The sequence below is a fragment of the Acidipropionibacterium virtanenii genome (genome assembly GCF_003325455.1).
GTDB lineage: Bacteria > Actinomycetota > Actinomycetes > Propionibacteriales > Propionibacteriaceae > Acidipropionibacterium > Acidipropionibacterium virtanenii.
This window is the reverse complement of record NZ_CP025198.1, coordinates 1,599,829-1,614,473: the sequence shown is the minus strand read 5'-3', so window position 1 is coordinate 1,614,473 and position 14,645 is coordinate 1,599,829. Positions and strand designations below refer to the sequence as shown.

Below are 14,645 nucleotides of genomic sequence, written 5' to 3'. Positions count from 1 at the left end.
TAGACTGGAGGGACACCAGGAACCGAGCTCGAGGAGACGGGCATGAACGACGGTCCACACGATTCGGCATCGGATTCGGGACAGCCCGATCCCGAGGAGATGGCCGAGCAGTTCCGCCGGATGATGCAGCAGCTCGGCCTTCCGGTGGAGGGGAATGTCAACGATTTCATGGCGCAGCTCTCCCAGATGTTCCAGGGCATGGGTGATGTGGCGGGCCCGGGCGCACCGCTGGGATTCCAGGCCCCCGGCCAGCAGCCCGGTCAGGGTGCCGTCGACTGGAGCCGTATCAAGGACATGGCCCGGCACATGGCGGCTTCCAAAGGCCCCGACCCGACCCCGGGCCAGGGCGACCGGACCGCGCTGCTGGACGCTTCGAGGCTCGCGGAGAACTGGCTGGATCAGGCCTGCGAATTCGCCCAGGTGGGCGCCCAGCCCGCCTGCTGGAGCCGTGCCGAATGGATCGAGCACACCTTCGGCGCATGGCAGAAGATCGTGGAGCCGGTCCTCACCTCGCTCACCAGCGCGATGACGGCGCTGTTCGAGCCCGAGGAGGGCGACGATCCGATGGCCGCCCTGGGCGCGATGATGGCGCCGGTCCTCCAGCGCATGTCAGCCATGCTGTACGGCTCCCAACTCGCCGAGAAGCTGGCCGACCTGGCGGTGACGACCGTCACCGGTACCGAGATCGGGCTCCAGGTGCTGGACTCGACGCAGGTGGTGCTGCTGCCCAGCAACGCCGGCCCGGCCTGGAACGACCTGGATCTGGATCCCCGCGACGTCGAGATCTACCTGGTACTGCGCGAGGCCGCCCGCCAGCGTCTGTTCAACGCCGTCGGCTGGCTGGCTCCCCAGCTCCTGGCCCTGGTGGAGCACTACGCACGCGAGATCCGCATCGACGCCTCGGCCATCGAGGACGCCGTCGACGTGGACGACCTGTCGCAGCTGACCCCCGAGAAGATGCAGGAGCTCTCCCAGCGGCTCCAGGGCCGGCTCTTCGAACCGACCCGGACCCCCGAGCAGGACGGCATCCTGGCACGCCTGGAAACCCTTCTGGCCCTCATCGAGGGTTGGGTCGACGAGGTCACCGGCCAGGTCGCCGCCACCTGGATGCCCCAGCACGCTCAACTGGCCGAGGCCGTGCGCCGCCGACGCGCCACGACCGGACCGGCCGAGGTCTTCTTCTCCTCGCTGCTCGGCCTGGAACTGCGGCCGCGCCGGGTCCGCGATGCCACCAATCTGTGGGCGGCGCTGCGCGATGCCCGGGGAACCGTCGGCCGGGACGCCGTGTGGCACCACCCCGATCTGATGCCGGTGACCTCCGATCTGGACGACCCGCTCGGCTATGTGGCGGGCGAGTCCGCGGACCCCGACCAGTCCGGGAACGATCTGGACGCCGAGTTGGAGGAGCTGCTCCGCTCTCAGGGTCGCGACGAGTGAGCGGCCGGTCCTAGTCGAGATCTTCGGCGAAGCCGTCGTCGGCCTGTTCGTCGCGCCGGTTCGCCCATGACCATCCGGTGAGGAATCCCTCGGCCTCCATCGCACGCGGGTGGGATCTCGCCAGGGCTGCGAACCGGGCCCCGTGATTCGGCTCGACGAGATGCGCGAGCTCATGGAGCAGGACGTGATCGACCACCCAGGACGGGAAGCCCCGCATGCTGTCCGACAGCCGGATCCGTCCGGTGGAGGGTGTGCAGGACCCCCACCGGTGATGCTGGTTCGAGACCCATCTCACCGAACTCGGGCGCACCTGCCTGCCCACCACGGGATCCAGGTGGGTCCGTGCCAGGTCGGCGGCGCGCCGCTCCAGTTCCGCCGGATCCTGCGGCAGGTCGCGGACCTGCTCGCGTCGCAACAGCCGGGCGACCAGGGCGTCGACCTGCCGGGACTCCGTATCGGGGTCCATCCCCTCGGGAACCATCACCAGAATCGCATCCCCGTCGCGCCGTGCGGCCAGAGTGCGCCGCCGACGGGCACTGCGGCGCACGATCACCTTCGGCTGTTCGAATTCTGGCGGTTCGTTTCCGGCCGATGGGGATTCGGGGGGCGAGGAGACGGGCATGCTCCCCATCATGACCGGCCGATCAGACACTTCACCAGCCTCTGAGCCCCTGCGGACGCGCATCGACCCGGGATGTGCAGCCGTCACATCCGGGATCCGTGTCACAGTTCTTCTATTCGATACTCACAGTAACCTCCTGAGGTGTTGCCCGAGGTGTTGTCCGGACGGCTCCAGGTGTTGCCCGGACCGGCCGATGTGTTGTCCGTGTCCCCCAGAGCCTGGCGGCAGGGCCACGACGACGTCCACCATCGGACCATGACGATCATTCGATGCCCCGGCCCACTGGACTGCGACGTGGTCGAGGTGCCCCAGGGGCTCCGCCTGCTGGCCGCCGACGGCCGATCCTTCCTGCTACGGGGCCTCACTCTGGATCGCCTCGCCGAGGCGCCGCTGCCGGCACCACTGATCCACACCCTGGGGCGGATCGGGCTGCTCCGCACGGCGCCGGTCCGCACGGTGGCGGTGGTCGGCTCGGGACGGCTGGCCACCGACGCCGCCGAGGCCGTCCGCGGAGTGGCCCGCACCGTCGTCGTCGAACTGTCAGACAGCGATGAGGTCGAGCGTCCCGGCGGCGGCTGGCAGATCATGGAGGAGCACAGCCCGACCCGGCTCACCCCCGATCTGGTGGTGATCTGCCCGAACGAACCGCTCGGACTGAGGCCGGTTCTCCAGCTCTGCCGGGAGCGAGGGGTACCGGCCATGATGGCGTGGTGCGGACCGATGTCGGCCTGGGCGGGACCGGTTCTCACCAGTGCGAGAGCGGGCTGCCAGAACTGCCTCGACATGGCCATGGCCCGCCGCGATCCGCTGTGGCTGGTCACCGCCGCCGCCATGACCTCGGGTGACAGCTGCTGGGCCGGCAGAAGCTGGATCGCCGGGCAGGTGGCCGATCTGATCGCCGCGGGCTGCGACGAGACCGCCTGGGCCCAGCCCACCTGGAGTTCGTGGACGCCACGTGCCCACGCGCGGCTGTCCCTGGACCCCCATCCGGAGTGCTGGTGGTGCGCTCACACCGCGGACCTGCCGGCTCCGAAGGACTCGGGATGCAGCACAGCCAGCAGCTCCGCGGCATAACGCTCGATCTTACGGGCCCCGATCCCCGAGACGGCGCCGAGCTCCTGGGCGCTGCCCGGCATCCTCTCGGCCACGGCCAGCAGGGTGGCGTCGGTGAGCACCACGAAGGCCGGCACCTTGTCGCGGCCGGCCCGATCACTGCGCCAGGCCCTGAGACGGTCGACCACCGCGGGGTCCACGTCCACCTCGCAGGCCAGATGGTGACCGAGTTTGCGATCGGCTCCGGCGGTGAGTGCCGCCCCGCACACCGTGCAGGTCGAGACTCTCGCCCCACGGCGCCGTCCGCGCGCCCGGGAGGGGCCGGTCTGGTCGGGTGTGCCGGGCAATCCGCGCAGGAACCTCGAGAGGCCGTATCTCCCCTTCGCCGTGCTGGATCTGGCGTAGGTGATGAGGAGGCGCTCGCGGGCCCTGGTGATCGCCACGTGCAGCAGTCGGCGCTCCTCGGCGATCTCCTGGGGGCCCTCGGCCATCATGAACGGAATCATCGCGTCGCTGGCTCCGAGCACCGCCACGCCCTGCCACTCGAGCCCCTTGGCGGCGTGCATCGTCGAGACGGTGACGCCGTCGATCGTCGGAGCCTGCTGGAGCCGGGCTCGCCGTGTGAAGGCGTCGGAGACGTCGAGCAGGGTGGCGCCGGGATGATCGGCGACCACCTTCACGGCCAGATCGTGCAGGGCCTGAAGAGACTCCCAGCGCTGCCGGACACTGCCCTGGCCCTCGGGCGCCCGAGGGGTCCATCCCAGTCCCGACAGCTTCTCGTCGGTGAGGGCGAGGGCCTGGCCCGGCTCCGGGTCGCGGCTCCTGGCGGCCGCGGTCACCGAGGTGATGGCCCGGCGGACCTCGGGCCGGTCGTAGAACCTCTCGGCCCCCTTGATCAGGTAGGGGATACCGGCCTCGGCCAGCGCCGATTCCATCGCCGGAGCCTGGGAGTTCACCCGATGCAGCACCGCCAGATCCGACCAGCCGATGCCGTCGTCATGCAGTGCCGACAGCCAGCCGGCCACCGACGAGGCCTCGGCGGCCTCATCCTGGTACGCGGCGAACTGAGGAGCCGGCCCGTGGGCGCCGCGGGCCACCAGATGCACCCCTGTCCCGGTGGAATCCTCGCCCTCGCTCAGGTGATGCACCAGCACCTCATTGGCCAGTCCGACCACCTCCGGGGTCGACCGGTAGTTGCGCACCAGCTCGATCCGGGCCGCGCCCGGATGCTCCTCGACGAATCCGGTGAGATAGTCGGAACGGGCGCCCGCGAAGGCGTGGATCGACTGGTGCGGGTCGCCGACCACGCAGACGTCGTCCCGCCCGTTGAACCACGTCTCGAGCAGCGTGTGCTGCACCGGGGAGACGTCCTGATACTCGTCGACGACGAAGTGGCGGTACTGGTCGTGCACCTCGGCGGCGATCTCGGGATGATCACTGAGCAGTCCCACCGCGCACAGCAGGATGTCGTCGAGGTCGATCACGCAGGCCTCCTGCTTGACGGCCTCATAGCCGGCCAGCACACGTCCGACGGTCGCCGCCGAGACCCCTGCGACCACCCGCCCCTGGGCCCGGGCCAGAGGGGGGTACTCATCGGAGGAGACATTGGTGACCTTCGCCCAGGAGATCTCGGCGGACAGGTCGCGCAGGAGCGCCGTGTCGACGCTCAGGCCGGCCCGACGGGCGGACTCGGCGAGCATCCTGAACCGCGCGTCGCTGACCGGCGGGAGTTCGCAGCCGTAGGCGCGCGGCCAGAAGTAGCGCACCTGTCTCAGGGCCGCCGAATGAATCGTCCGGGCCTGGACCCCCGGCACCCCCAGCCCGGCCAGTCTGGCGCGCATGGTGCCCGCCGCCCGGGTGGTGAAGGTCACCGCCAGGGTGCGGCGCGGATCCGCACGGCCGGTGGCCGCGGCGTAGGCGATGCGATGGGTGATCGCCCTGGTCTTGCCGGTGCCCGCCCCGGCGACCACGCAGACCGGCACCCCGAAGGTGGAGGCCACCTCGCGCTGCTCGGGGTCGAGGGCCTCAAGAATCTGGTCTGCGGGTCGTGCTGTCACGTCCACAGACTCTAGGTGCCCCGGCCGACGCCCCGCCCCGGCTGTCGGTCACGGACGCTATCGTCCTTCATGGACCACGCGTCGTCGGGTGCCGCACGACGACCGTCCCCACCCGGAATCCTGTGAGGAGGCACGATGAGTACCACCGCAGCTCGACTGCAGGCCACCGGCGAGGGAGCGCCCGCCGGCGGGGCGGGAGCGCGGCTCGTCGTGGCCTCCGACTGGGAGCAGGTCGTCTCGACGGCGGTCGAGGTGCTGTCCGGACCGACCGAGGATCCGTTCTCGTTGCCGCTGCTGGTGGTCCCCTCGCGGGCCCACTCGTTGGCCCTGTCCCAGCAGGTGGCCCTCCGGCACGGCGTGGCCGTCGGCATGGCCGGCTGCACCCCGTCGCAGTTGCGCCACGATCTAGAGGGCAGGCTTCTCGGCCTGCCGGAGCACGGCGATCCGTGGCGGGCCGACTCCCTGGCGCTGAGGATCGCCGGGGTGATCGAGAGCGGCCCGGAGCCCTGGCTCGATGCGGTGCATGCCCACCTGACCCGACTGGGCGAGTCCGGGGTCGCCTCCCCCGGCTGGGACCTGGCCCGCCAGACCGCCACCTCCCTGCTGAGGATCGCAGGGCGGTGGCCGGACATGCTCGCGGGCTGGTCGCGCGGGCGCGACACCCTCCCGGACGGAACTGCCCTGGATCCGGGCCATCTCTGGTGGGCGCCCCTGTGGCGGCACCTTGCCCAGCAGGATGTCGGCCGGACCGATCCGCTGGAGCGACACCGGATGCTTCTCGACGCCGTCTCGACCTGCGCTCCGCCCTGGCGGAGCTGTCTGTGGCTCGCCGCGGCGTCGACCAGCCCGACAGATCGCGAACTCGCGGCCGCGCTGAGCGCGAGGATCACCACCACCGTGATCCATCTCGACCACTCCGCCGCCTCGGAGGAGGGCCCCACCGCGCGCCCCTGGGCCGCCTTCGACCGGGTGCGCCCGGCCGGGGCGGCCGGATGGACCCGCGTCCTGGCGACACGCCCCTGCCGGGCCGTCGACGCTGAAGGACGACGGGCCTCGCGCGACACCCTGCTCGACCGGCTCCGGGACGGCGTCGCCGGCAGACCCGGCCGCGACTGCGCACCCGACGGCCCCGCACCCGATCGCACCGTCGTCGTCCACGACTGCCATGGCCCGGACCGGCAGGCCGAGGTGATCCGCGATGTGCTGTGCGACGCACTCGCCGACATGACGGACCTGGAACCACGCGATCTGCTGGTGATCTGTGCTCCGGGCAGCGGGCTCCCGGGCCTGCTGACCGGGCTCACCGCGGCAGGAGATCCCGGTGCGGGCGCCTCCCAGCATCCCGGACGACGGATCCGGGTCGCCGCCACGGCGCCCGAGCGTCCCAATCCTGCGGCCGAGGCGGTGCTGACCGTGCTGCGACTGGGCCGGGCCCGGGCCACCAGTGCCGACCTGATCGATCTGTGCGCGCTGCCGGCGGTCTCCCGGAGGTTCCGGTTCTCCTCCGAGGATCTGATGACCATCGCCCGGCTGGTGGAGGACTCCGGGATCCGCTGGGGGGTCGACGCCGGTTCACGAGCCTCCGCCGGACTGCCCAGGGTCCGGCAGTCGACCTGGCTCGCCGGGATCGAGCGCATGCTGCTGGGGGCGGCCATGGCCTCCACCCCGCCGGGATGGCTGGCTACGGTGACTCCCATGGAGGGCATCGGCTCGGCCGACATCGACCTGGTGGGACGCCTCGCCGAACTCGTCTCGCGAATCCGCAGGGCACTTCTGGACACCGCCGAGCCGACCTCCCTGGACCAGTGGTCAGGGCGGGTGTCCCGGATCGTCGAGGAGATCACCGACTCCCCCGACGAGCCCTGGGCCGGTCCCGCGACCGTCGGCTGCCTGTCGGAGCTCGCGACGGCGTGCCCGGGCGCGGTCGTCGGCCGGGAGAGGATCGCCGACATTCTGGAGAGCCGCGCCACCAGCCGCACCCGGCCCGCCTGGTTCAGCGGGGCCGTTCAGGTCTGCGCGCCGGCCGATCTGGACGGCATCGGGCATGCCGTCGTGGTGCTCGCCGATCCCGACACCGCCCCCCTGCCCACCGGCGAGTTCCCCGGACTGAACCTCGCCGACGACCCCGAACAGGACCCCGCGGCACTGGGCCGCCAACTCCTCCTGGACGCCCTCGCCTCAGCGCGACGACGCCTCGTCGTGGTGCGCCAGACCCTCGACCCGGTGACCAACGCCGTCATGCTGCCCGGCCCCTTCTCGACCACTCTGGACTCGGCCCTGTGCGACGCGGGAGTCTGCCCCGCCGACGTCACCGTCAGACATGGTCTCCAACCCTTCTCCCCGGCCGAGCATCCCGCGGGCGCTGCGCCGGCGGGACCGTCATGGCGCAGTTTCGACCCGGTCATGATGCCCGACCCTGTCGCATCCGTCCCGGAACAAGTCTCCCGCCGCACCCTTCTGCCGCCTCCTCACGATCTGTCCACGGGGATCTACTCGCCGGCCGACCTCGCGGCGATCCTGGGGCATCCGGCCCGGGCACTGCTGCGTACCCGCCTCGGCACTGACACCCGGTCCTGGCGCCAGGAGGCGACCGGGGAGCTCCCCCTGGAACTCAATGCGCTGGACGGCTACGGGGTCCGGGCCCGGCTGCTGGCAGATCTGGAGTCGGGCGCCTCCCAGGCCGAGGCCCTCACCGCGGAGCGCCTCAGGGGATCCACCCCTCCGGGCGAGCTGGGGCTGTCTCCGCTGCGCAGTCAGGCCGAGCGGGCCGCCGCCGTCCTCTCCGAGGCGCAGCGGGCGCGCGGCCGCTCGACCCCCGACCTGGTGCGCGTGGATCTGGAGCTGCGCGGCGGCGCCGTGGCGCCACTGAGCTTCCCTGACGGAGCCCTCGCCGATCCCGACCGGCCGTTGCGCCTCGAGGATCTGGTCCAGGTCTGGGACCGTGCGGTCGTGCGCACCACGGCGTCGAGGGCCTCGGCCCGTGACCTGCTGGCGCTGTGGATCGAGCTTCTCGCCGTGAGTGCCTGCGCCACCGGTCCCTGGCACGGGGTACTGGCGTCCAACTCGCCGGCGAGGGTGCTGACCGCGCCCGGCGCCGAACGCGCGACCGAGCTGCTGGCCGGCCTGGCCCGGCTCGCCTGGTGGTCGGGCCAGCAGCTCGTCCCTCTCCCGCTTCGTACCGCCGCGGTGGTGGCGGGCCTGGTCCGCGGCCCCTCCTCCGACTGGGCCACCGGGCGCAGCGGGGTGGGCGTGCAATGGGGACGGGATCACGATGCCGACTGGGCGGTCTTCCTCGACGACTCCGAACAGAGCTGGCGCGACGCCTGCATCGGCCTGGGCACCAGCGCCGAGGACCTCTCCTGCTGGCTCCTCGAACCGCTGATGGCGGCCTCATCGGGGGGCTCCCGGTGAGCCCGCAGGCACGACCGGGGGACGACGTCACATCCTCGTCGGACACCGTCGTCTTCGACATCGCCGCCGACCTGCCCCGCGGTACCACCCTGCTCGAGGCCAGTGCGGGGACGGGCAAGACGTGGACCATCGCCGCCATCGTCGCCAGGGCGATCGCCAGCGGTCAGGTGAGGATCGGCCAGGTTCTGCTGGTGACCTTCAACCGATCGGCCGCCCGCGAGCTGCGGGCGAGGGTGCATGCCCGCCTGGTCGGCTGCCGCTCCCTGCTCGCCGGCGATCGCGAGCCCACCGATGAGCTGGATGGTCTGCTGGGCAGCGCCGACGACCGGCAGCGGGCCGAGATGACCCGGCGCCTCGATCGCGCGGTCGCCGGCTTCGAGGACGCCACGATCACCACCACCCATGAATTCTCGGCCCGGATGCTGGCGGAGCTCGGCGTGCTGGCCGATCACGACCCCACCTCGCAGCTGCTGCCCGACCCCTCGGCCCTGGCCGACCAGGTCGGGCGCGACCTGTTCCTGCGCATCCACCTGGACGACGCCGCTCCCCCCGCACCCGCCCCCTGGCTGCGTCTGGGCCAGCAGGCGGCGGTGACCCACCCGGATGTCTCGCTGAGCCAGGCCGAGGCCTCCGCCGCATCGGCGGCCCGCCTGGCCTGGGCCCAGGCCGTCCGCCGGGAGTCGATCCGGCGCCGCCGCGCCGCGGGACGCCACACCTTCGACGACCTCATCGCCGACCTGGCGGCGGCCCTCGACGATCCCGGGCGGGGCGCCGACGCGGCGAGGGCACTGGCGTCACGATTCCGCCTGGTGCTGGTCGACGAGTTCCAGGACACCGACCCTCTCCAGTGGCGGGTTCTGGACCGGGCATTCCGCGGCCGGGTGGACCTGTGGCTCATCGGCGATCCGAAACAGTCGATCTATGCTTTCCGAGGAGCCGACATCCACGCCTACCTGGACGCCGTGGGGGCGGTCGACCGGGTGCTGGCACTCACCGTCAACCGGCGTGCCGACGCGCCGGTGGTCGAGGGGATCTCGCGGCTCTTCGGCCCGGCCCTGCTGGGCGGCCCGCGCATCCATCTGGGACCGGTCACCGCCTGGCATCGGCGGTCACGGATCCGCGGTCCGGTCTCCGGCGCCCGCCGCTACGACTGGTCGCGACCGGTCCAGCTGCGCTGCATCGAGCAGGAGGGGCCGTCCGCGCTGAAGCCCGATGAGGCCGACCGCCTGGTGGAGCAGGATCTCGTCAACCAGGTCGTGATGATGCTGGAGGGGGGCTCGACGTGGACCGATTCGGGCGGTGACCGGCCCTTGGAACCCCGTGACATCGCGGTGCTGGTGCGCACCCGGCGACGCGGGGCGCAGATCCAGCAGGCCCTGGCAGGGGCCGGCGTCCCGACCGTGTTCACCGGGGCGGGCTCGGTCTGGCGGTCCCCCGCGGCCGCCGACCTGGCCGACCTGCTCGACGGCCTCGAACGGCCGGACCCGCCAGTGGTGGCCCGGCTGGCCCTATCACCGCTCGGCGGGGGCACGCCGGCCGGACTCATGGCCCCCAGCTCGCCGGTGCGTCCCGAACTGGCGGTCCGGCTCGGTTCCTGGGCGCGGCGTTGGCCCGATCTCGGCGTCCGGGGAGTGATCGACGAGGCGCTGCACCGGCCGGGCATACTCGCCGCCATCCTGCGCGATCGTGGCGGGGAGCGCTATGTGACCGATCTGCGGCAGGTCGCCGAGATCGCCGACGAGGCGATGAGCACCGGAGCCGCATCGATCCGGCGCATCGCGACCATCCGGACTCCCGGACGGGTGGCCGACTGGATCCGCGACCAGGAGGCCGCGGGCTCGGACGAGGCGCCCCGTCGCCTGGAGACCGACCGTCGTGCGATCGCGATCATGACGATCCACCAGGCGAAGGGGCTCGGCTTCCCGGTGGTGCTGCTGCCCGACGCGGCACGGAGCTGGATACCCAAGGACCGTGGCGACCCGCTGCTGTGGCACGACGGCGATCACCGGCTGCTGGATCTGGGCGGTCAGGGGCCGGCCCGGGAGAGGGTCTGGAGCGCGCACCGCGCCGACGAGATGGCCGAGGACCTGCGCACCCTCTATGTGGCGATGACCCGTGCCCGTTCGGCGCTGCGCCTGTGGTGGACGCCGGTGAGGCGTCAGCACGGGGGGTCGGCCCTGCACCGCCTCCTCGCATTCGACCACTCGGCCCCCGCGACCCCCGGGCCCGGCACCGGCCGGATCGACCCTTACCGGCTCGGCTGGCTCGATGAGTCCGTCGAGGTCGTACCGGTGCGCCGCCAGCGTCGGCTGCATCTGAGCGCCGATGACCAGACCGTGACCGCCGGCGCACCGCGGACTCTGGCCCGTGACGTGGACCGGGACTGGGTCAGGACCTCCTACTCCGGACTCACCGCCGGGATGCACACCGCGCCGGGCGGCGTCGTGACCACCGGTGGGTTCGATGAACCCGACGACGACCCTGCCTTCCCCGGCCCCTCCGGCCCCAGTCCCTCCGGTTCCGAGTCCGGAGCCTCTCCGGAGGGGCTGTGCGCCATGCCTGGTGGGACGGCCTTCGGCACCCTGGTGCATGCCGTCCTGGAACGGGTCCGGCCGGTATCCCGAGGGCTCGACGACGACGTCGCCGAACAGACCCGGCTGGTGATGGCCTCGGCACCGCTTCCCGGAGTGGACGTCTCGCAGCTGAGCGAGGGGCTGGCCGCGGTGATGCGGACCGATCTGGGCACCCTCGCCTCCGGGCGCCGGCTGTGCGACATCGGCCCGGGGAACCGGCTCGCCGAGCTCGGATTCGAACTGTCGATGGCCGACCGGTCGAGTGGAGCCGCGACCCTGGCGGATCTGGCCGGCGCCTTCAGCGACCCCGCCCTGGTGCCGCACGACGACCCGCTGGCGGGATACGGCCAGGTGCTGGCGGAGTCCCCGGCCGCGCCACGGATGCTCTGCGGATTCCTCACCGGGTCGATCGACGCGGTACTGCGGCTGCCCGACGGCCGGCACATCGTCGTCGACTACAAGACCAATCGGGTGCCCCTGCCCGCGGGCCGGCCGCTGCGTCCCGACCATTACGACCAGGAGGCGATGACGCAGCTCATGATCGATTCGCACTACCCCCTCCAGGCGGTCCTCTACAGCGCCGCCCTCCACCGGATGCTGAAGTCCCGGCTGCGCGGATACGACCCCTCCCGTCACCTCGGCGGGGTCGGCTACCTGTTCGTGCGCGGTATGACCGGCAGCCCGGCGCCCGAGCAGGGGATGCCCGCCGGGGTGTTCAGCTGGTACCCCTCGGCGGCGCTGGTGGTGCGGGTCAGCGACCTCCTCTCGGCCTCCGGGAGGATCGATGCCTGATCTGATCCCGGTGGCCGCGGGCGTCCTGGTCCCGTTCTGCCGGGCCGGGGTGCTGGAGGCCGCCGACGTCCACCTGGCCAGGCTTGTCTGCCGGGCCGGCGGGGAATCCTCCCCCGATGTCGAGCTGGCCGCGGCCCTGACGGTCCGGGAGCTGCGCCTGGGATCGGTCCAGATGGATCCCGCGACCATCCGCGAACAGGTCACCCAGCAGATCCTCGACCCGGCCGTGATGGCCAGCGCCGGGCCCGCCGAACTCGCGGCCGCCACCGAGTTCGGCGAACTGGAATGGCCCGATCCCGATCGGTGGCTCGCCGAGCTGGACGCCAGCCCGGCGGTCGCGGGCCCGATGACACCGCCCAACCGGCGCGCCCTGAGACTCGATGACGGCCTGCTGCACCCTGAGCGGTACTGGCAGGACGAGCAGCAGGTCGCCGCCCTGACGGCCGCGCTGGCCGAGGATCCGCCCGCGGGTCTCGACGGCAGCGCCGTCGAGGCAGCGGTGAGGGCGGTGGATCTGGCCCTGGCCGAGACGGGGACGGTCCTGGATCCGGCCCAGATCCGGGCTTCGGAACAGGCCTGCAGACGTCGCCTCAGCATCCTGGCCGGAGGCCCAGGAACGGGTAAGACGACCACCGTCTGCGCGATCCTGGCGGTTCTGCGACGTGCCCTGGGGGATCCGGGGCCGGTCCGCCTGGCCGCCCCCAGCGGCAAGGCGGCGGCCCGGCTTCGCGACGCTGTCGCCGAGGTCTCCGTCGGTCTGCCCGCGGCCATCCGTCCACCGGCGGTCGAGGCCACCACTGTCCACTCGCTGCTCGGGTCCAGAGGGCCGGGCCGGGGGTTCAGCCACGGACGCCACGATCCCCTGGCCGCCGGTGTGGTGATCGTCGACGAGGCGTCGATGCTGTCCCTGCCGATGGCCGCCCGGCTGCTCGAGGCGATCGGCCCGTCGACGAGGCTGGTACTGGTCGGCGATCCGGGCCAGCTGGTATCGGTCGACGCCGGCAGCGTCCTGACCGATGTCGTGGCCTCGGCGGCCGATCTGGGCCCGGATCGGCTCCCGGTCACCACCCTCACCAGCAATCACCGCTCCGGCGGGGCGATCGCCCGGCTCGCCGAGGCGGTGCGTCGCGGCGACCATGAGGCGGCGCTGGACGTGCTGGAGGCCGAGGATCCGTCGGTGCGGTTCGTCGGCGTCGACGCGGCCACCGTCGCGCTGGAGAGCCTGCCAGGGGTGGCTGGTCAGGTGCGCTCCGTCGCCTCCAGGATGGTGGAGGCGGTCGACCTGTCCGACGACGTCACCGCGCTGGGGTTGGTTGACGAGCACCGGTTGCTGTGCGCCCACCGCCAGGGGCCCTACGGCGTGGAGGCCTGGTCCCGGCAGCTGGACGCGGCCCTGTCGGATGTGCTGCCCGGTCTGGGCCGGGGCCGGTGGGTGCTCGGAGAGCCGGTGATCGTCAACCGGAACATGCGCCAGCTCGAGATCAACAACGGGGACTGCGGTGTCGTGGTCTCCCAGGACCCGGTGCCCACGGTGGTGCTGCCCAGTGGTTCCGGGGCGGCGCGCCGGCTGCCCTGCGCCCTGGTGGCGTCGCTGCGCCCCCTCCAGGCGATGACTGTCCACAAGGCGCAGGGATCCCAGTTCAACCGGGTGACGGTGGTGCTCCCGCCTCCCGAGTCGCCGCTGCTCACCCGTGAACTGATCTACACCGCCATCACCCGCGCCCGCGCGGGCCTCATGGTGGTCGGATCCCGGGAATCGGTGGTCAGAGCGGTCGCCCAGCCGTCGCTGCGCCGCTCAGGGCTGGGACGGATCTGGAATCTCCGGACCCAGCGGGGTGGACAGATCGGCCCCTGATTCCGGGGCGGGAAGACGATCGGCCAGCCAGCCGTCGACGAGGCTGCGGGCGATGGACATCGGCGCGGGCAGGATGAGGGTGCCGGCCGTCGTGAGATCGCGCACCTGGTCCCTGCTGTAGTGGGCGGCCTCGGCCAGCTCGTGGTCCGACAGCGCGATGTCCCCCTCGGCCCGGGCCACGTATCCCAGCATCAGCGACCTGGGGAAGGGCCAGGGCTGGGAGGAGATGTAGCGAGCGGCGGTGACCCGCAGCGACGTCTCCTCACCGACCTCCCTCACCAGGGCGTGTTCGGCGGCCTCCCCGGCCTCCACGAATCCGGCGAGCACCGAGACCCTGCCGGGCTCCCAGGAGGGCTGTCGGGCGAGCACTATCCGGTCGCGGTCGTCGAGGACCGCCGAGATCACCGCCGGGTCCGTGCGCGGGAAGACCACCGCCGCGCAGGCCGTGCAGATCCTGCTCAGACCGCCCTGCGAGGCCTCGGTGACGCCGTGGCAGCGCGGGCACAGTGGCGCCGACTCGTGCCAGTTCAGAGCCGCCAGGCCCGCCCAGACGATCTCCCGTTCGGCCGGCGGGAGATCCGACTGCCGCAGCGGCGCGACCCGTCTCCCCGGGCCGGGGACGGGATCGGCGCGGGTGACGAACCAGGGTCGGCCGGCCACCTCCCCGATGAGGAGCTGACGCTGGGGATCCCTCCGTCCGGCAGGGCTCTCGGTGGCAAGCCGGGACAGGTCACCGGCCAGCGCCGCCTCCCCGTGCCGGCCGATCCGCAGCAGGCGCGCTCCGGGATCGGTCCACCGGGCCGCGTTGGCCGAGGGATCGTCGCGGTCCATATGGCATCGGTCGA

At 72.2% G+C, this 14,645-nt stretch carries 8 protein-coding genes; 5 read left to right on the top strand and 3 right to left on the bottom strand.

The features are described 5' to 3' along the window. Positions 1-42: 42 nt before the first annotated feature. Positions 43-1,437, top strand: a complete 1,395-nt coding sequence (locus tag JS278_RS07435) for a zinc-dependent metalloprotease (RefSeq protein WP_114044624.1) — start codon at positions 43-45, stop codon at positions 1,435-1,437. A 10-nt stretch (positions 1,438-1,447) separates the two neighbouring features. On the opposite strand, the gene JS278_RS07430 is transcribed toward JS278_RS07435, so the two are convergent. Then, the gene (locus tag JS278_RS07430; RefSeq protein WP_245935238.1) at positions 1,448-1,984 is read right to left on the bottom strand and encodes a M48 metallopeptidase family protein; all 537 of its coding nucleotides are present in this window, start codon (positions 1,982-1,984) and stop codon (positions 1,448-1,450) included. Positions 1,985-2,314: 330 nt separating this feature from the next. Between JS278_RS07430 and JS278_RS07425 the strand changes: the two genes are divergently transcribed. Continuing rightward, entirely contained in the window at positions 2,315-3,133 is an 819-nt protein-coding gene (locus tag JS278_RS07425; protein ID WP_147243170.1) for a hypothetical protein, read from the top strand. Here the strand turns inward: JS278_RS07425 and JS278_RS07420 are convergent. Next, positions 3,067-5,175, bottom strand: coding sequence for an ATP-dependent DNA helicase UvrD2 (locus tag JS278_RS07420; RefSeq protein WP_425451479.1), 2,109 nt, complete (start codon positions 5,173-5,175; stop codon positions 3,067-3,069). The two genes, JS278_RS07425 and JS278_RS07420, sit on opposite strands and share 67 nt — an antisense overlap. Before the next feature lie 129 nt (positions 5,176-5,304). Here JS278_RS07420 and JS278_RS07415 point away from each other — a divergent pair, with 129 nt between their 5' ends. Genes JS278_RS07415 through recD form a run of 3 tightly spaced genes read left to right on the top strand, consistent with a single transcriptional unit; the run spans position 5,305 to position 13,800 of the window. After that, positions 5,305-8,580 carry an exodeoxyribonuclease V subunit gamma gene (locus JS278_RS07415; RefSeq protein ID WP_114044620.1) on the top strand — a complete coding sequence of 1,092 codons (3,276 nt, stop codon included), beginning with the start codon at positions 5,305-5,307 and terminating at the stop codon, positions 8,578-8,580. Beyond that, a complete protein-coding gene (locus JS278_RS07410) occupies positions 8,577-11,945 on the top strand; it encodes a UvrD-helicase domain-containing protein (protein ID WP_181833922.1) in 3,369 nt (1,122 codons plus the stop codon). The genes JS278_RS07415 and JS278_RS07410 overlap by 4 nt, the downstream gene beginning before the upstream one ends. Beyond that, entirely contained in the window at positions 11,938-13,800 is a 1,863-nt protein-coding gene (gene recD / locus JS278_RS07405) for an exodeoxyribonuclease V subunit alpha (RefSeq protein WP_114044618.1), read from the top strand. Before JS278_RS07410 ends, recD begins: the two co-directional genes overlap by 8 nt. Here the strand turns inward: recD and nudC are convergent. Next, on the bottom strand, positions 13,741-14,631 hold the full coding sequence (gene nudC, locus JS278_RS07400; RefSeq protein WP_114046184.1) for an NAD(+) diphosphatase: 891 nt from the start codon (positions 14,629-14,631) through the stop codon (positions 13,741-13,743). The genes recD and nudC overlap by 60 nt on opposite strands. Positions 14,632-14,645: the final 14 nt, after the last annotated feature.